We start from the raw sequence: 18,097 nt of genomic DNA, 5'->3' as shown, positions 1-18,097 counted from the left end.
TATGAGAATAATACCTGCTATAGATATTATTGAAGGTAAATGTGTACGGCTTTCAAAAGGGGATTACAACACAAAAAAAATATACAACGAGAACCCGCTAGAGGTTGCTAAACAACTTGAGGATCATGGAATTAAATATCTACATTTAGTAGATTTAGATGGGGCAAAAAGTAGACATATTGTTAACCATAAAATTTTAGAAGAAATAGCTTCTAAAAGCAACCTACAAATAGATTTTGGAGGTGGTTTAAAAAGTGATAAAGATCTAGAAATAGCCTTTAATAGTGGCGCTAATCAAATAACTGGTGGAAGTATTGCGGTTAAAGACCCAGCTGTTTTTAAAAACTGGTTACAAAAATATGGTAGCGACAAAATTATTTTAGGTGCTGATGCAAAAGATGAAAAAGTTGCTGTAAGTGGCTGGTTAGAAGAAAGTGATGAGTTTGTCATTCCGTTTATTCAAAAATATCAAACTGAAGGAGCAACCTATGTAATTTGTACAGACATTAGTAAAGATGGGATGTTAGAAGGTCCTTCGTTTGAACTGTACAAACAAATTTTAGCTGAAACCGAGAATTTAAAACTAATTGCTTCAGGTGGTGTTGCTACCTTCGATGATCTTCCTAAGCTTTCTGAAATAGGTTGTGAAGGAACTATTTTAGGAAAAGCTATTTATGAAAACAGAATATCTTTAAAACAACTTGAAAAATATATTTTGAGCGAAAAGTCCTGAACTTTGAGTAAAGAAAACTATGATTTTATTGTTAACAATAATCGTAGCGTCCATAAAAATTGTAAGAATAAGACTATGATTTATAAAAAGAAATTATTAATTCGAACCGTGTCACTCATATCTCGTCGCTCGTCGTTCGTAACTCGTACTTTTAATTATGTTGACTAAACGAATAATCCCTTGTTTGGATATAAAAAACAGTCGCACCGTCAAAGGTGTCAATTTTGTAAACCTACGCGATGCGGGAGATCCGGTGGAATTGGCTAAAATATATTCTGAAACTGGAGCCGATGAGTTGGTATTTTTGGACATTTCAGCTACCGAAGAACGCCGTAAAACACTCGCCAACATGGTTTTACAAGTTGCCGAAGCCATAAATATTCCTTTCACCGTTGGCGGCGGCATTTCGAGTGTGGAAGACGTTGAAGTGTTGTTGAAAAACGGTGCCGATAAAGTCTCCATAAATTCTTCCGCAGTTAAAAATCCGCAGTTAATAAACGATTTAGCTGCTAAATTCGGTTCACAATGTATTGTGGTTGCAATCGACGCAAAGCAAATCGAGGGTGAATGGATTGTACATTTGGTGGGCGGAAAAGAACCAACAACACTTAACTTATTTGATTGGGCTCAAGAAGTCGAAAAAAGAGGAGCTGGAGAAATTTTGTTTACTTCAATGGATAACGATGGCACAAAAGACGGTTTTGCAAATGAAGCATTGAAAAAGCTTTCAGAAACCCTAAATATTCCAATTATCGCTTCAGGTGGAGCAGGTGCCATACACCATTTTATTGATGCTTTTAAAATAGGAAAAGCTGATGCTGCTTTGGCCGCGAGCGTGTTCCATTTCAAGGAAATAGAAGTTTCAGCATTAAAAAAAGAATTACAAACACAGGGAATCCCTGTTAGAATATAAGAGTATGCAAATAGATTATACAAAATACGAAAACGGTTTAGTTCCGGCAATTATACAAGATTCCATCACAAAAAATGTATTGATGTTAGGTTACATGAACGAAGAAGCGTTCCTGAAAACCAACCAAACCAAGAAAGTTACCTTCTTTAGCCGAAGTAAAAACCGATTGTGGACAAAAGGAGAGGAGAGCGGTAATTTTTTAAAACTGATTTCGATAAAAGTAGATTGTGATAACGATGCATTGCTAATTCAAGCAACCCCCCAAGGACCAACGTGTCACAAAGGTTCCGATACGTGTTGGAAAGAGGAAAATATTTCAAATTTCGGGTTTCTTTCAAAGCTCGAAGAGGTGATTGAAGATCGGAAAAATGATTTAGAAAATGAAAAATCGTATGTTTCCTCACTTTTTAGAGATGGAATGAATAAGATAGCCCAAAAAGTAGGAGAGGAGGCGGTAGAAGTTGTTATTGAGGCAAAAGATACCAACGATGATTTGTTTTTAAATGAAAGCGCCGACTTATTGTTTCATTACCTGATTTTGTTGCAGGCAAAGGGATTTGAACTTTCAGATGTTGAAAAAGTGCTGCGGAATAGGCATAATTAGTATTTATTATTACTTTTAAATATATTCAAAACGCACTATATGACCGCAAGAAAAAAACGCCGTATAAAACTTCCAAAAGTAAAACCGTCTAAAAACCGAAATGAAGTACCGGGACAGGTTACGTATACGGGTAAAAAGGAAGCAGCGGTTACCAAGTTGGAAATCATTGATTATTCAAAAGATCATTATAAACGGTTGGATTCTGAAAACATTGAAGACGCGTTTGCTTTTGAAAGTTCAGAACACGTTACATGGATCAATGTCAATGGCCTTAACAATACCAAAGAAATAGAGCGTTTGGGCGATTATTACAATTTGCACCCGTTGATTCAGGAAGATATTGTAACTACCAACCAACGTCCGAAAATGGACGAATATGAAGATTACTTATTTATTGTTTTTAAAATGCTCCATTATACCGATGATGGTGACTTCATCAACGAACACGTGAGCATGGTCGTGGGCCACAATTATGTAACCACCTTTCAAGAGGCCGATGGCGATGTGTTCGATGGCCTGAGGGACCGGATTGAAAACTCAAAAGGGCGCGTACGGCAAAAAGGGGCAGATTACCTTATGTTCGCAATTCTCGATGCCATTGTGGACAATTATTTCAGCGTAATCGAAACCCTAAGTGCTAAAATTGAGTTTATAGAAGATCAATTGTTTCAGGATAAAGTGGAGGAGGACATCACCCATGACATTCAAACCCTGAAAAAAGAAATACTGCGCATTCGCCGTGCCGTGGTACCGTTACGGGAAATAATCAACCGGATTGAAAAAATAGACACAGCTTTAATAGAAAACCGCACCAAAAATTACATTCGCGACCTATACGATAACATCATTCAAGTTTCAGAAAGCGTAGATATTTACCGCGAAATGATCTGGGGCTTGATGGATATGTACATGACCACCATAAGCAATAAAATGAACGAAGTCATGAAGGTATTGACCATTATGGCGTCCATTTTCATTCCGCTAACCTTTATGGCCGGTATTTACGGCATGAACTTCGAGCACATGCCCGAGCTTCACCTACGGTATGGATATTACTACCTTTGGGCCGCAATGATTCTGGTCTTTTTTGGCCTACTTTGGTATTTTAAACGTAAAAAGTGGTTATAATTTAATTAAGCCAACCACGTTGCTTGGCGCCTTTGCTATAAAAATACAGGAAAATGCAAATGGCAATCACGACCAGGGGCATAATAATCGCTTGGGGACCCATGACATCCATAACATCAGTGGCGAAAATCCAATAGCCCATTTGTAAAAGCACGGCAAGCAACGATATAAAGAATAAACCGATAGCCGCTTTTTTACGCAACAATAAAAGAAAGCAGCCTAACAGTCCAGAAAATACCGCTACGCCAAATACAATGGCATACCACGAGGGTAACGATTCCAAAAGCATGAGTTCTTCTTCAGAATAGGCTTCACTTAGCATGTCTTCCATAAAGTTGGATGCTAAAAAGTTAAAGGTACCCATCAGGTTCCAGATGAGTGCTATAACTGCAATGATCCAAAAAGCAGTGTTGGGTTTGGTTGTAGTGGTCATAATTTTCGTTTTTTGGTTGGTTCCTCTAAAAGTACAAAATACTTTTTAGTTTGAAATGTTGAATTATTCTTCTGAAATTTTAAAAAGAAATCCATCAAAACCGAAAAATACAGAAGCCTATCATTTCATCAAAAAAATAGTACTTTTGTATTTTGAATCTTAGCTTGACTACCTTATGAGCCAAAAAGTGTTACTAAACGCAACCGAAATCAATATTGCGCTTCATCGCTTGGCTTGCCAATTAATTGAAAATCACGACACCTTTACCGATACCGTTTTAATAGGAATACAACCGCGTGGTGTGTTCTTGGCCGAACGGTTAAAAACAGTTTTGGAAGAAGACTATAAAATAAAGAACATCCAACTGGGCTATTTAGATATTACCTTTTACCGAGATGATTTCAGGCGAAGCGGAAAATCCTTGGAGGCTAACAAAACCAACATTGATTTTGTAGTTGAAGATAAAAAAGTGGTCTTTATAGACGATGTACTGTACACGGGCAGGAGCATCCGTTCGGCCTTGACCGCCGTACAATCGTTTGGCAGACCTTTAGAAATAGAACTTTTGACGTTAATAGATAGGCGGTTTAGCCGGCATTTGCCCATTCAACCAGATTACAGGGGAAGGCAAGTAGATGCCATAAACAACGAAAAAGTAAAAGTATGCTGGAAAGAAAACGAAGGGGAAGACATGGTATATTTAGTAAGTAATTAAAGTTACTTCGGCACCGCTCAGCAACCATACATGAACTGATGGTTGGTGCCCTGAGCGTAGCCGAAGGGTAAAATATAAGAAACACTAAACATAATGAGCGAACTAAGTGTAAACCACTTATTGGGAATAAAATACATCACCGAAGATGACATTAACCTTATCTTTGAAACGGCCGATCATTTTAAAGAAGTAATCAACCGGCCCATTAAAAAAGTACCCTCCCTTCGCGATATTACCATTGCAAACCTTTTTTTTGAAAACAGCACCAGAACCCGTCTTTCTTTTGAACTGGCAGAGAAAAGGCTCTCTGCAGACGTCATCAACTTTTCTGCAGCATCTTCTTCGGTAAAAAAGGGGGAAACCTTGATCGACACCGTAAACAATATTCTTTCTATGAAAGTAGATATGGTGGTGATGCGGCACCCAAACCCGGGAGCGGGCATTTTTCTTTCAAAAAACATTAAAGCAAGTATCGTGAATGCCGGTGATGGCGCTCACGAACATCCAACACAAGCGTTGTTGGATTGTTATTCCATTAGGGAAAAATTAGGTGATGTAGCAGGGAAAAAAGTAGTTATTGTTGGTGATATATTACATTCCAGGGTAGCGCTGAGCAATATTTTCGCACTTCAAAAACTTGGAGCAACGGTTAAAGTATGCGGTCCTAAAACGCTTATTCCCAAATATATTGAACATTTGGGTGTTGAAGTGGAAACCAACCTTCGAAACGCGTTGCAATGGTGCGATGTCGCCAATATGCTACGGGTTCAAAACGAACGGATGGACATTAGTTATTTCCCTTCAACCAGGGAATACACACAGCAATTTGGGGTCAATAAAAAATTATTGGACTCATTGAACAAAGATATTGTGGTGATGCATCCTGGCCCCATAAACCGTGGAGTAGAAATTACCAGTGATGTGGCCGACAGCAAGCAGGCCATTATTTTAAACCAAGTACAAAACGGAGTCGCAGTGCGTATGGCGGTACTGTACTTATTGGCTTCAAAAATTCAATAATATGAATATAAAAAATCACGACAACTATGTGGTATTGGCTGACGAGCAAGATGATATCGCAGACTTTGCTTCTTTTTTGGAATATCAAATCCCAAAGAAATTTAAAGGCCAGAACGTAGTCGTCGATCTATTGAAATACGATAAGTTACAACTGGAAGAACTGCTTCAGTTTTTAAAAGTATCAAACCTGCACCGTAAGACCAAACAATCATTTGTTTTGGTCAATAATGCCATAAATCCAGATGTCATCCCAATGGAAATGATTGTGGTGCCTACGCTCCAAGAAGCTGAAGACATCGTTGAAATGGAGGAGATTGAACGTGATTTGGGTTTCTAGATTTATTTCTTTCTTCTGAAAAGAAACCTAATAAATTCTACTTTATGAAATTGACTATCCTTGGTTGCCATTCTGCAACACCACATATAAATGCAAATCCTACCGCACAGGTGTTGGAAGTTCAAGGACATTTATTTTTGATAGATTGCGGAGAAGGCACCCAAGTGCAACTTCGAAGGTACAAGGTGAAGTTTTCGCGTGTTAAGCATATTTTTATATCGCATTTGCACGGCGACCATTTTTATGGTTTAATAGGTTTGATTTCCACCTTTTTGCTATTGGGCAGGGAGGCAGACCTGCACATTTACGGCCCGAAAGGCATTAAGGAAATCATTCTTCTTCAACTGAAATTAAGTAAATCCTGGACCAATTATTCCCTGTTTTTTCACGAATTGGACAGCAATGTCCCTACCTTGCTTTTTGAGGACGAAAAAGTAACAGTAACCACCATCCCGCTGAAACACCGGGTTTATACCAATGGTTTTCTGTTTCAGGAAAAAACCAAAGAACGAAAGCTGGATTTTGAAGCCGCCCAGAAAGCCAATATCCATCATACCTACTTTCAGAAACTGAAGCAAGGTTATGATGTAAAAAACGAAAAAGGTGAATTAATTGCAAACAAAACGGTGACTTTAGAGCCAGACCCATCAAAATCGTATGCGTATTGCAGCGATACCGCTTTTTATCCAGAAATGGTTCCGCAGATACAACACGCAACAGCTTTATACCACGAATCTACTTTCTTGGAATCGCACCAGCATCTATGCGAAAAAACGAAGCACAGCACGGCCAAAGAAGCAGCAGTAATTGCTAAAAGGGCAGCGGTTGGCACCTTGATTTTAGGGCATTACTCTGGCCGTTACGGCGATCGGTCCTTATTTAAAAAAGAGGCCGAAGAAATTTTCTTCAAGGTGGAATTGGCCGAAGATGGAAAAGAATTTGAAATTTAAATGTTTTGTCAACAGACTTAATAATTTGTTTCCTGTAAACTAGTTAAAACATCCAGAAACAATCTATATTTCAGTTTTCGATACCATTTTAGACTTTCATTCTCAGCTTTTCAAAGTTTGCTTGAAGTAATAATTTGAGCTACTTATTACATGCTAAAAAAACTGATTTATATTTTAGTATAGATTTGTCTTATAACTTATGTCCAATAGCACAGCGACCTAACGTCTTAGTCAGCACGACTAAAATTTAATACACATTTAAAACTTTCTATTTTAAAACCAAATGCAAAACCCGTAACTTGCAGTAAAGACGTACTTATGGGCACTAACTTGCACGAATACCGAAAATCGTACGAAAAAGACGAACTGATCAAAAAAAACATTGATGAAAACCCGATACAGCAATTTCAAAAATGGTTTTTTGAAGTTAAAGAATTTGGTGGGGTCGACGAAGTCAATGCGATGACCGTTTCAACGTTTGGCGAAGACGGTTTCCCAAGAGGCCGAGTGGTGTTGCTTAAGAAATATGACGAAAACGGCTTCTACTTCTACACCAATTACAACAGCGAAAAGGGAATGTCGATTGCACACCACAATAAGGTTTGCCTGTCTTTTTTCTGGCCCAATATGGAACGGCAGGTGATTATTAAAGGTATGGCAGAGAAAACTTCGGAAGAAGATTCAACCAATTATTTTCATTCCAGGCCCTATGGCAGCCAGTTGGGAGCCTTGGTTTCTCACCAGAGCAGCGAAATAAAAAACAGGGAAGCCTTGGAAAAAAAGTTGGAAGAACTGGAAAAAAAATACAAAGGCAAAGAAGTACCAAAACCCAAAAGCTGGGGTGGTTACTTAGTAAAACCTGTAGAAATAGAATTTTGGCAAGGAAGGCCCAACCGGCTTCACGACCGTATTCAATATAGTTTACTAGGCGTTGACTGGAAGATAAAACGCCTGCAACCTTAATGTGGAACTGTTAAAACACCTCAGAACCTATGAAAACACTCTATTTGGTAAGGCACGCAAAATCATCTTGGAAATATGATGTTACCGACCACTTGCGCCCTTTAAAAAAACGCGGCCATAACGACGCCACCTTGGTTTCAGAAAAAATTAAAAATGAAATCGAACCACCGCAAAAAATACTCACCAGCGATGCCAATCGTGCACGAACCACGGCCGAATATTTTAAAAAGGCGTTTAACATAACTGATGATAATTATGAATTGACCCACGATTTATATGATTTTAGCGGTCAACAAGTGATGCAGGTAATTAAGAGTATAGATAATTTTTTAGACAGAGCAATGATTGTGGGACATAACCACGCGTTTACTTCGATGGTAAATATGATGGGCAGCAAAAAAATTGAAAACCTGCCCACCAGTGGTTTTGTAATGATCGAGTTTGATGTGGATGACTGGAACGACGTTTCCACCGGCACTACAAAAGAAATGGTTTTCCCCAGACATTTAAAATAATGACCGAAAAAATAACAAATTTAAATACCACAAAAAACGAATACCGTAACCGCGAACTCAGTTGGTTACAATTCAATGCCCGTGTACTGCAAGAGGCAGAAGATCCTTCGGTCCCCTTGATCGAACGGCTTCGGTTTCTAGGGATATTTTCGAATAATTTAGATGAATTTTTCAAAGTGCGCTACGCAACTGTCAGGCGAATCGTGGAAGCGGGAAAAGGAGGAAGGAGTTTTTTGGGGGGCATTTCAGCTTCCGATCTTTTGGAAGAAATCACTCAAATCGTTATCGAACAACAAGCGCACAGCCTGCGTATCCTTAAAAAAATTCGAAGTGAGCTCCATAAAGAGAATATTTACATTATCAATGAAACCGAGGTTACCAAAGCACAAAGTGAATTTATTTCCGATTATTTTATAAGGAAAGTAAGCCCGGCTCTAGTCACCATTATGATTGGTGAACTGGAAGAATTTCCCTCCTTGAAAGACAGTGCAGCTTATCTGGCAGTACGCATGGTCATGAAAAAAGATGATGAAACCTTTCAGTCCCGAAGCAATTTTGCCCTAATTGAAATCCCTAAAATCATTGACCGTTTTATTGTTCTGCCATCAAAAGGGGATAAGCAGTACATCATTATTCTTGACGATTTGATACGGTATTGTTTAAACAACATCTTCAGTATTTTTAAATATGAAAGCATTTCGGCACACATGATCAAAATAACCCGCGATGCCGAATTGGATATAGACAGTGATTTAAGCCGCAGTTTCCTTGAAAAAATCTCAAAAAGCGTAAAGAAAAGAAGTAGCGGCGATCCTGTACGTTTTGTATATGACAAAAGCATAGATGCCGAAACGCTACAGTTTTTGCTGCAAAAAATGGGCATAGACACGACCGATAGCATTATCCCCGGCGGCAGGTACCATAACAGGCGCGATTATATGAAATTTCCAAGTTTGGGAAGAACCGACCTGCTGTACAAAAAAATAGAACCCTTGCCCATAAAAGGCTTGAGCTTACAAGGAAGTTTGCTGGATAAAATAGCCAAAAAAGACTATCTGCTGTACGCGCCCTACCAAAGTTTCTCGTATGTGGTTAAATTTTTAAGGGAAGCTGCATTAGATCCTAATGTAAAGTCCATACAGATCACCATTTACAGGCTTGCGCAAATTTCGCACATTGCCAGTTCACTCATCAATGCCGTGAAAAACGGAAAAAAAGTAACCGTACAGATTGAACTGCAAGCTCGTTTTGACGAAGAAGCGAACATTGAATACGCAGAGCAGATGCAAAGCGAAGGCGTACGGCTTATTTTTGGGGTTTCTGGTCTTAAAGTACACTGTAAAGCCTGTGTAATCGAGCGTTTAGAGGGTAAAAAGATAAAACGGTACGCTTTTATAAGCACCGGAAACTTCAATGAATCCACAGCGCAAATTTATACTGATTATACCCTGTTTACCTCAAACCAGAAAATAGGGAAAGAAATCAATAAAGTATTCGATTTTTTTGAAGTGAACTATAAAATAAAAAAATACAGCCATCTTATCGTTTCGCCCCACTATACCCGAAACGCAATGTACCACTTAATCGATACCGAAATACAGAACAAAAAAAACGGAAAATCCAGTGGCATCCGGTTGAAAATGAACAGTCTGTCAGATTTTAAAATGATCGATAAATTATATCAGGCAAGTAGGGCAGGAGTGAAAATCAAATTGATTATTCGAGGAATTTGCTGTTTAATCCCTGGTGTGAAGGGAATGAGCGAAAATATTGAAGTGATCAGTATTGTAGATAAATTTTTAGAGCATCCCCGGTTGTTCATCTTTGAAAATGGCGGTGATGCAAAAATATATATATCCTCCGCTGATTTCATGGGCCGTAACCTGGACAATAGGGTAGAGATTACCTGTCCCATTTATGATGAGGACATAAAGCAGGAATTGATCGATACCTTCGAAATTTCTTGGAAAGACAACATAAAAGCCCGTATTATTTCAGGAAAGGCCTTGAACAAATACCGTAAAAGCGATGAGGAACCGTTTCGGTCCCAGTTCAAGTTATACGAATATTATCAACAAAAATTAAAAAATTAGTTTGCTTACGATAGACAAATATGCTGCAATAGACATTGGTTCGAACGCCATTCGATTATTGATCGCCTTGGTTATCGAACAAAAGGACAAAGACCCTGTTTTCAAAAAGCGATCCTTGGTGCGGGTGCCCATTAGGCTGGGTGCCGATGTTTTTTTGCAAGGGAATATTTCAGAAAAAAACCAATTGCGCATGCGCGATGCCATGAAAGCGTTTGATCTCTTGATGAAAAACCACGAAGTGACCCGTTTTAGGGCGTGCGCTACTTCGGCCATGCGCGAAGCTGATAATGGTAGCGAAGTTGCCGAAGAATTAAAAAAGGAAACAGGGATCAATATTAATATCATCGACGGAAACGATGAAGCTGCCATCATCGCCACCACCGATTTAAAGGAATTGATACAGACCGAAAAAACCTTTTTGTATGTTGATGTGGGCGGTGGTAGTACAGAATTTACGTTGTTCAGTGATGGGAAAACGGTAGATTCGAAATCGTTTAAGCTGGGTACGGTACGTATAATCAATAATATGATTACGGAAACAATTTGGGAAGAAGTGGAAAGCTGGATAAAAACCACAACCAAACCCTATAAAAAAGTATCATTGATCGGTTCTGGCGGAAATATAAACCACATTTACAAAAACAGCGGAAAAAAAATAGGAAAACCACTCAGCTACTTTTATCTGGGCTCTTATTACGATATGATCAAATCCCTTAGCTACGAAGAACGCATCCTTGAACTCAATATGAACCCAGACCGGGCCGATGTGGTGGTACCGGCAACCCGAATTTACCTTTCTGCCATGAAATGGAGTGGAGCAAAAAATGTATATGTTCCTAAAATAGGGCTATCGGACGGGATTATAAAAAGCCTATACAACGAAAAAATTGCCGCTGAATTGGAGGTAAATAATTAATTTTTTGGAAATATCTTTTTGAATTTCTTCGGAAGTGCGGTTGTTACCGAAATAAACTCATCTGTAATCGGATCTATAAATTCTAATTTTGAAGCGTTCAGGAACAATCCTTTTCCTTTTAATACCAATCCTTCTTTACCGTAGTTTTTATCGCCCAAAATAGGTGTTCCAAAGCTTGAAAGATGTACTCTTATTTGGTGTTTTCGGCCGGTTTTTGGAAACAGTTCAACTAAATTCAAACAATCAAACCGATCTGAAGGTACTGTTTGCAGCACTTTATATTCGGTAAAAGCATCTTTTCCATTTACTTTGGTTGTAATGGTTCCAGATAGAGGCATTTTGCCATACGTAACAGCGTGGTACGTTTTTTTTACTTTTCGGTCTTCAAATAATTTGTTCAAGGCCATTACAGTTGCATGCGTTTTGGCAATCAACAATAATCCACTTGTAGGAAAATCGAGACGATGGACAGGTTTTGGCCTTAAAAGCGCATCGGTTGCACCGCTTTTGGTAAGGTTATGGACTAATGCATTGGCAATGGTTTTCTTTTTATTTCCGCTCACTAAAATTCCGCAGGGTTTATTGATAATAGCGAGGTGATCATTCTCAAAACAAATTTTTAATGGAAGCTGGAGAATAGGCTTACTTGTCTTGTTTCCTTCGGAAGAAAGCGTTACTGTTTCACCTCCCTTCAAAAATGTTCCTGTTTTGGCAACAACACCGTTAACTGAAACCAAGCCTTTATCAATGGCTTTTTTCATCCCCTTTCTAGACGGAATTATTTCAAAAACACCACCCACATAATCTGATAGGCGGATTGGTAGTTCCTGTGGCGGGACGGTATGTGTTTCCTCTTTAATAAAACAGGTCGTTAAAAGCAAAATATGCTACCCATGGATGGTTTCACTTTTGCTTAAGTCTTTCATTATTTCAGCTTCGTAGGCCAATAATGCCTTCCATTTTTTGTCAACTTCTTTACGGTCACCATATTTACGGGCAAACCCCAAGAACATGGTATAGTGGTTTGCTTCGCTTACCATCAAGCTTTTATAAAAAGCAGCCAGTTCTTTATCTTCTAGTTCTTCGCTCAACAACCGGAACCGTTCACAGCTTCTGGCTTCTATTAATGCGGCGTACAATAACCGGTGAACCAAGTTGTCAACCCGGCTTCCGCCTTTTGGGAAGAACTGCATCAATTTATTCACGTATAAATCTTTTCGATCTCGGCCCAGCGTCCAGCCCCGCTCAATGATTTTATCATGAACGAGTTTAAAATGACTGATTTCCTCCTTGACCAAGGCTACCATTTCTTGTACCAGGTCGGTGTATTCTGGATAGGTAACGATAAACGAAATAGCAGTTGAAGCCGCTTTCTGTTCGCAAAAAGCGTGATCGGTCAAGATTTCTTCTACGTTTTTTTCAACGATGTTCACCCATCTGGGATCGGTTGGTAGTTGTAGGCCTAGCATAGTTTTAAGGTATTTATTCTGAAATGTAAAAATACACATTAAGTATGAAATTAGGATTATATATCCAAATCAAACGTTTTGCGCAATTTTTCCAAGGCTGGGTTTTTTTCCCGGAGTTTTTCAAACTTTTCGCGGGTGGTGTAAGCGTATTTTTTTTGAACGGTTTCGTTTACCAAAATATCAAGATCGATGTCGTAATTTTGAAGCTTATCCCTCAAAAAGCCCAATAGATCGTATTTTGCGCGTTCCACTTCAACTTTAATGGTATCATTGGGAAACTGCAAGTGAATAATATTGCCCTCCAACTTTGGAATGCCCATGGTAAGGTGCGACCGTAAGTTGTACTTTCCATCGGCTTCCACTTTTTTGGCATATAGCGTCCAAGCGGTTCGCATTTCGTCTTCTGTAAATGGTTGTGTGGGCAGGTTTGCTTCGTCGGGTTGTTTGGCAAGCCGTTCTTTTTGCAATTCTTGTTTTCTGCGGATGCTTTTCAGCGATAAGGCAGAGACTTTTTTCGTACTGCGATCGGTAATAATCTGTGAGCGTTTGTCGGCGAGGTTTTTTCCTGAAATTTCTTCATTTTCGGTCTCTTTAGTGCCTTGGTTTCCTTCTTCTTCAGCCTGTTCAGGAGGTTCAGCAACTTCAATGGGTTGCGTTACTGGTTCAGTACCCTCATTTTGTGTTGTATTTTTAGAGGCTAAAGGCGCTTCGGTTACAACTGTTTTAATTTCACTTTTCGGATTAGACGCTTTTGAAGATGAAATACCGGCAGCTTCCTTTTCAGCAGCTTTAAAATGGGAAGGGGGAATTACGTAACGGCTCTTGGTGCTGTCACCGTTGCCGCTAAACTTTTTTTTTTCGCCCTTGGCGGTAAGGGAGGCCAATTGCATTAAACACAATTCGATTAAAAGGCGTTGGTTGCGACTGGTTTTATACGTTAAATCGCAACTGTTTGCCAATTCGATGGCTTCAATTAAAAAGTTGTGCGATGTTTTTTGCGATTGTTCAAAATACATGGTTTTTACACGTTCGCCAACTTCTAACAATTCAATAGTCTGTTGGTTTTTACAAACCAATAAATCACGGAAGTGGGAGGCAAGCCCCATAATAAAATGATGGCCGTCGAACCCTTTGGCCAAAATGGTATTGTATTCCAGCAATACTTGTGGAATGTTGTTTTCCAGCAACAAATCGGTTATTTGAAAATAGTACGTATAATCGAGTACGTTAAGGTTTTCGGTAACGGCTTCGCGTGTTAATTCTTTTCCCGAAAAACTGACGACACGGTCAAAAATGGACAGTGCGTCGCGTAAGGCACCATCTGCTTTTTGAGCGATAATGTGCAAGGCATCGTCCTCGGCGTCGATTCCCTCTTGTTTGGCTACCTCGGCCAAGTGTCCTTTGATATCGCTTACCGTAATCCGTCTGAAATCAAAAATTTGGCAACGGGACAGGATGGTTGGGATAATTTTGTGCTTTTCGGTGGTGGCCAATATAAATATAGCGTGCTTTGGCGGTTCTTCCAAGGTTTTTAAAAAAGCATTGAAAGCTGCGGAAGACAGCATGTGCACCTCGTCAATGATATACACCTTATAACTGCCCACTTGCGGTGGTATGCGTACTTGATCGATTAAATTACGGATATCATCAACCGAGTTGTTTGAAGCGGCATCCAGTTCAAATATATTAAACGCAAAATCTTCGTCTTCTTGTTGGGTGCCGTCCTGATTTATTTTTTTGGCCAAAATACGGGCACAGGTGGTTTTACCAACACCTCGAGGTCCTGTAAAAAGTAGGGCTTGTGCTAAATGATCATTTTCTATGGCATTGTTCAGCGTATTGGTAATGGCTTGTTGCCCAACCACGTCTTTAAACTGGGTAGGGCGGTATTTACGGGCAGATACGATAAAGTGTTCCATAGTTGCTAACAAATATAACCATGTCCTGTTTCATTTTAAAAAATAAGCGCTTGCTTTTTTACTGTATTTATTAACATTGGTTTATTTTTGCAGGGCAGGCCGCCTTATCGCTGCATGCTCAGCTTGACTGGGCATCTCATTTATTGGTATTCTTATCAATAATGAGATTCCCGCCTTTGCGGGAATGTTGAGGAAAGTCCGGACACCACAGGGAAGCATAGCGGCTAACAGCCGTCATCCCGTTTTAACACGGGAGCGGACCAGTGCAACAGAAAGGATGTACAGGTAATGCTGTAGTGAAATCAGGTAAACTCTATGCGGTGAAATGCCACGTAAACCTGCGCTTGAGGGTTCCCGCCCAATGCAGGAGGGTAGGCAGATTGAGCATATTGGCAACAATATGCCTAGATAAATGATAAGGGTCTCGAATATCGGGATACAGAATCCGGCTTATAGGCCTGCTTTTTTATTTTCTTCAAGAAGCTTTTCCGCCCACTCCACCGCTGCTTTTAGTGTTTGAAAAGGTTCGTAGGGATTGTTATAGAATTTTTTTTCGAATAAAGCAGTTTCGAAAGCTGAGTTTGATTTGCATACAACGGCAATTCCTAGTAGGTTTAATTTTTTGGGAGCAACTATATAACACGTTGGGTTTATAGTATAGTCATATATCCTTTGAGCAATTAGAACAAATTGTTTTGTACCATAATATTTTTCATAAATCTCCATAACTACATTTAAATAAGGAAGATCAAAAAGCACTCCCTCTTGAATTGTTGAAATAACATAATTTTCATACAATTCAAGTGAAATGTAGCTAAGATCTATTGTTTTAAAAGGCTTTAAGTTCATAAAGAGCTATTTGTTTAAGCAGATGGCTCACATATCTCTTTATAAAGAGAGAAGAAAACATTAAGATGATAATAAGAAAACTTTATCGAATTAACAAACTGTTTGCTAAATTAATAAAATAGTCAGTTTTTAGAGAACAGCACCTCTTTTGCCCAATGTTCACAAGTCTGAAAACTGTAAAACACATGAAATTCTTGTTTGTAAAACCGTTTTTCAAAAAGAGCATTATCATAAGTACTTTTGGAATAACATAGCACGGCCATTCCCATTAACTGTGCAAAATCATCTTCCTGCAAGTAACTTGTTGGGTTTACCGTATAATCGTTTTTCCGGTTTGAGATATATACAAACGGTTTTTGCCGAAAATGCTGTTTGAAAACCTCATAAAGTTGTTTTCGTTCTTCTTTGTCGAAAAGAATCCCTTCTTTTATAGTTGAAATAACACAGTTTTCATGGATTTCAAGAGTTGCGAAGGACAGGTTTAATAAAATAGGCTCTGGGGATAGCATTAATTTGTATTATTGAAAAAAACTGAACACCGATCCTCCATATTTCCGCAGTTCCTTAAAATAGGGTAGGTGCGAAAGATCGGTCTCTTTTGAATGCTCAATAATAACCATTCCGTTGGGTTTTGTCAAATTATTTCGAAAAATAGTAGCAATGATCTCTTCAAACTGGTTATTATCAAATTTGTAGGGAGGATCAGCAAAAATGATATCGAAGGTTGCTGAAATAGCTGAGAGGTATTTCACAACGTCAGATTTTACCGTATCAATGGGGAAATCCAGTGTTTCGGCTGTTTCTTTTATAAATTTAACGCAGGCTGGATGTGCATCTACAGCCGTGATGTGCTGTGTGCCGCGGGAGGCAAATTCATAGCTGATGTTTCCGGTACCTGCAAATAGGTCTAGTACATTGATTTCTTCAAAATAAAGGGAGTTTCGCAGTATGTTGAAAAGAGCTTCCTTGGCAAAATCGGTTGTGGGCCTTACGGGAAGCGTTTTCGGGGCAATTAACCGTCTTCCTTTATGTGTTCCTGAAATAATACGCATTACAAACTGTTTTTTAACACAAAGTGTTGATGTGGTGCTGTGAGTTGGGGAAAAGATGATTCAGAAAAACTTTTGAAATCCTCAACCAACTTTCCAGACACAAAAGATACGTCGCGTATGTACGTGTAAAGTACGTTAAAAATGTCACCTTCTTTTTCAATGGAACCCGTTAAAATCACTGGCGTGCGTTCTGGGTTTAAGTGAAGCTGCTCCATACAGAAAAGTAGATAATATATAAAATCTTCAGCCGTTTTAAAAGAAAAGGTGTTGCAGAGCATTAACTGGCCTTCCTTAACAACAATGCTATCAAAACTTTCTGATCTAACGTTCACGAAAACCTTAGACTCTTTTGTGAATTTTTCGGTAGTGAGGATGCTTGGGATCAATATGGAAGTGGCGTGGTAATATTGAAACGACCCATAGCGCTCAAAAAAATAATTGTTGATGTTAATATAGGGCACGTACACCACAACGATGTCTTGGTTTTCCAGTATATCGTGCGAAATATAGTCGTTGGCCAGTATTTTTGAGTTGAATTTTAAATACTCGCTTGCTTTTGTTTCATCAAACAGGGAACGTGGGACGAGCGTATAGAGGTCTGTGGCATATAGCAAAGTGACCTGGTCAAAACCTTCTTGCAACTGCTCGTGGGTCTGCATGGCACTTTCCACATTAGACAGCAACTCTTCGGGGGTAAAAGGAGTTTCAAAGCGTTCTTCCCAAAAATACAGTACTTCATTGCCGTCACTGGATGTGACCAAAAAAGAAAGTCCGGTCAAAGATATTTGAACGGACAGCCTTTTAGTGTAGTGTATGGTATTGTTATTGGTTTTGCCCAGTGTCATACGATTTACCCCAATTACCGTTGGTGTCGATTTCGTTCATAGAACCTACTTGTACATTAGCTCCTCGAACCCCTTCTACGGTATTCGCTTGTTTTTCTTGGTGTATAAGTTCCTTGTCCATGCCTTGAAGTACTACTTCTTTAGGAACGCTAGCTTCAAAAACAGAATATTTGCTGCCATTTTTCATAATGGTGCCAGCTTGCAGGTTTATTTTGGCGTCCACACCTTTAACAGGCACTTCCATCATGGTTTTATAACGGTTTGATTTGCCGAACAATGAATCTTTAACAGGAGTGAAGCTTAGGGTATCTATCAAAGACTCTGTGATAAAGTAACCTTCATCAATACCATAAGCCTTGTTTTTTTCAACATCAGCGTAAACTGAATCGCGGCGTTGCGTAATGGCAAATTGTGCTGTGTCTATAAAGCGTATCAAACTGTCGAAACTTCCGGTGAAAGAGCCTGTAATCTCTTGGTGTGCCAATTCGGCATTACGAATGTCTTTTAAATTATTGATCACTTTTTGGTACCGGATTTTTTTCTCTTTGTTAAACTCAAAGGGGCCACTAATGGAACCATAAAGTTTATATCCTAAAAAGATAATAACAATCCAAAGAATTATCTGTATTACAAGTCTCATTGT

21 protein-coding genes and 1 other RNA gene are annotated in these 18,097 nt (G+C 39.1%); 13 read left to right on the top strand and 9 right to left on the bottom strand.

Annotated elements, in window-relative coordinates:
- Position 1 precedes the first annotated feature (1 nt).
- From hisA to corA, 4 genes are all read left to right on the top strand, one after another.
- Positions 2-733, top strand: coding sequence for a 1-(5-phosphoribosyl)-5-[(5-phosphoribosylamino)methylideneamino]imidazole-4-carboxamide isomerase (hisA, locus tag DDV96_RS11600; protein WP_116694934.1), 732 nt, complete (start codon positions 2-4; stop codon positions 731-733).
- Positions 734-890: 157 nt separating this feature from the next.
- Positions 891-1,646: an imidazole glycerol phosphate synthase subunit HisF gene (gene hisF / locus DDV96_RS11595; protein ID WP_116694933.1), complete on the top strand. Its 756-nt coding sequence runs from the start codon at positions 891-893 to the stop codon at positions 1,644-1,646.
- Between the two features lie 4 nt (positions 1,647-1,650).
- Positions 1,651-2,250 (top strand): bifunctional phosphoribosyl-AMP cyclohydrolase/phosphoribosyl-ATP diphosphatase HisIE, encoded by a 600-nt coding sequence (hisIE, locus tag DDV96_RS11590; RefSeq protein WP_116694932.1) that lies wholly within the window; start codon positions 1,651-1,653, stop codon positions 2,248-2,250.
- A gap of 39 nt (positions 2,251-2,289) precedes the next feature.
- Positions 2,290-3,378 (top strand): magnesium/cobalt transporter CorA, encoded by a 1,089-nt coding sequence (gene corA, locus DDV96_RS11585; protein ID WP_116694931.1) that lies wholly within the window; start codon positions 2,290-2,292, stop codon positions 3,376-3,378.
- Between the two features lies 1 nt (position 3,379).
- Here the strand turns inward: corA and DDV96_RS11580 are convergent, their stop codons facing one another.
- Positions 3,380-3,811: a hypothetical protein gene (locus DDV96_RS11580; protein WP_116694930.1), complete on the bottom strand. Its 432-nt coding sequence runs from the start codon at positions 3,809-3,811 to the stop codon at positions 3,380-3,382.
- Between the two features lie 175 nt (positions 3,812-3,986).
- On the opposite strand from DDV96_RS11580, the gene pyrR reads away from it, so the two are divergent.
- The 8 genes from pyrR to DDV96_RS11540 all read left to right on the top strand — a co-directional run bounded on the left by pyrR (position 3,987) and on the right by DDV96_RS11540 (position 11,320).
- Positions 3,987-4,526, top strand: coding sequence for a bifunctional pyr operon transcriptional regulator/uracil phosphoribosyltransferase PyrR (gene pyrR / locus DDV96_RS11575; RefSeq protein WP_116694929.1), 540 nt, complete (start codon positions 3,987-3,989; stop codon positions 4,524-4,526).
- 93 nt (positions 4,527-4,619) lie between these two features.
- Positions 4,620-5,546, top strand: coding sequence for an aspartate carbamoyltransferase catalytic subunit (locus tag DDV96_RS11570; RefSeq protein WP_116694928.1), 927 nt, complete (start codon positions 4,620-4,622; stop codon positions 5,544-5,546).
- Position 5,547: 1 nt separating this feature from the next.
- Positions 5,548-5,883, top strand: a complete 336-nt coding sequence (locus DDV96_RS11565; protein ID WP_116694927.1) for a ribonuclease Z — start codon at positions 5,548-5,550, stop codon at positions 5,881-5,883.
- Between the two features lie 44 nt (positions 5,884-5,927).
- The gene (locus DDV96_RS11560) at positions 5,928-6,833 is read left to right on the top strand and encodes a ribonuclease Z (RefSeq protein ID WP_116694926.1); all 906 of its coding nucleotides are present in this window, start codon (positions 5,928-5,930) and stop codon (positions 6,831-6,833) included.
- A 318-nt stretch (positions 6,834-7,151) separates the two neighbouring features.
- A complete protein-coding gene (pdxH, locus tag DDV96_RS11555; protein WP_116694925.1) occupies positions 7,152-7,796 on the top strand; it encodes a pyridoxamine 5'-phosphate oxidase in 645 nt (214 codons plus the stop codon).
- 29 nt (positions 7,797-7,825) lie between these two features.
- Positions 7,826-8,311, top strand: coding sequence for a SixA phosphatase family protein (locus tag DDV96_RS11550; protein ID WP_116694924.1), 486 nt, complete (start codon positions 7,826-7,828; stop codon positions 8,309-8,311).
- Positions 8,311-10,404, top strand: coding sequence for a polyphosphate kinase 1 (gene ppk1 / locus DDV96_RS11545; RefSeq protein WP_116694923.1), 2,094 nt, complete (start codon positions 8,311-8,313; stop codon positions 10,402-10,404). The genes DDV96_RS11550 and ppk1 overlap by 1 nt, the downstream gene beginning before the upstream one ends.
- A 1-nt stretch (position 10,405) precedes the next feature.
- Positions 10,406-11,320, top strand: a complete 915-nt coding sequence (locus DDV96_RS11540) for a Ppx/GppA phosphatase family protein (RefSeq protein WP_116694922.1) — start codon at positions 10,406-10,408, stop codon at positions 11,318-11,320.
- Here DDV96_RS11540 and DDV96_RS11535 read toward each other — a convergent pair.
- From DDV96_RS11535 to DDV96_RS11525, 3 genes are all read right to left on the bottom strand, one after another.
- Positions 11,317-12,081 (bottom strand): RluA family pseudouridine synthase, encoded by a 765-nt coding sequence (locus DDV96_RS11535; RefSeq protein WP_116694921.1) that lies wholly within the window; start codon positions 12,079-12,081, stop codon positions 11,317-11,319. The genes DDV96_RS11540 and DDV96_RS11535 overlap by 4 nt on opposite strands.
- 126 nt (positions 12,082-12,207) lie before the next feature.
- Entirely contained in the window at positions 12,208-12,789 is a 582-nt protein-coding gene (miaE, locus tag DDV96_RS11530; RefSeq protein WP_116694920.1) for a tRNA-(ms[2]io[6]A)-hydroxylase, read from the bottom strand.
- 56 nt (positions 12,790-12,845) lie between these two features.
- Complete coding sequence (locus DDV96_RS11525; protein ID WP_116694919.1) at positions 12,846-14,708, bottom strand: DNA polymerase III subunit gamma/tau; 1,863 nt, start codon at positions 14,706-14,708, stop codon at positions 12,846-12,848.
- A gap of 95 nt (positions 14,709-14,803) precedes the next feature.
- Here DDV96_RS11525 and rnpB point away from each other — a divergent pair.
- An RNA gene (gene rnpB / locus DDV96_RS11520) (RNase P RNA component class A) lies at positions 14,804-15,173 on the top strand.
- Here the strand turns inward: rnpB and DDV96_RS16220 are convergent.
- The 5 genes from DDV96_RS16220 to DDV96_RS11500 form a co-directional block, all read right to left on the bottom strand.
- Positions 15,159-15,557 (bottom strand): hypothetical protein, encoded by a 399-nt coding sequence (locus DDV96_RS16220; protein WP_449405529.1) that lies wholly within the window; start codon positions 15,555-15,557, stop codon positions 15,159-15,161. The genes rnpB and DDV96_RS16220 overlap by 15 nt on opposite strands.
- Positions 15,558-15,679: 122 nt before the next feature.
- Entirely contained in the window at positions 15,680-16,066 is a 387-nt protein-coding gene (locus tag DDV96_RS11515; protein WP_116694918.1) for a hypothetical protein, read from the bottom strand.
- Positions 16,067-16,075: 9 nt separating this feature from the next.
- Complete coding sequence (gene rsmD / locus DDV96_RS11510) at positions 16,076-16,609, bottom strand: 16S rRNA (guanine(966)-N(2))-methyltransferase RsmD (protein ID WP_116694917.1); 534 nt, start codon at positions 16,607-16,609, stop codon at positions 16,076-16,078.
- The gene (locus DDV96_RS11505) at positions 16,609-17,454 is read right to left on the bottom strand and encodes a DUF3822 family protein (RefSeq protein ID WP_116694916.1); all 846 of its coding nucleotides are present in this window, start codon (positions 17,452-17,454) and stop codon (positions 16,609-16,611) included. Before DDV96_RS11505 ends, rsmD begins: the two co-directional genes overlap by 1 nt.
- Positions 17,432-18,094, bottom strand: coding sequence for a hypothetical protein (locus DDV96_RS11500; RefSeq protein WP_116694915.1), 663 nt, complete (start codon positions 18,092-18,094; stop codon positions 17,432-17,434). The genes DDV96_RS11505 and DDV96_RS11500 overlap by 23 nt, the downstream gene beginning before the upstream one ends.
- Positions 18,095-18,097 lie beyond the last annotated feature (3 nt).

Source organism: Marixanthomonas spongiae, from assembly GCF_003095375.1.
Taxonomy (GTDB): Bacteria; Bacteroidota; Bacteroidia; order Flavobacteriales; family Flavobacteriaceae; genus Marixanthomonas; species Marixanthomonas spongiae.
Note: the sequence above shows the minus strand (reverse complement) of the source record. Positions and strands in the feature narration are given on the sequence as shown.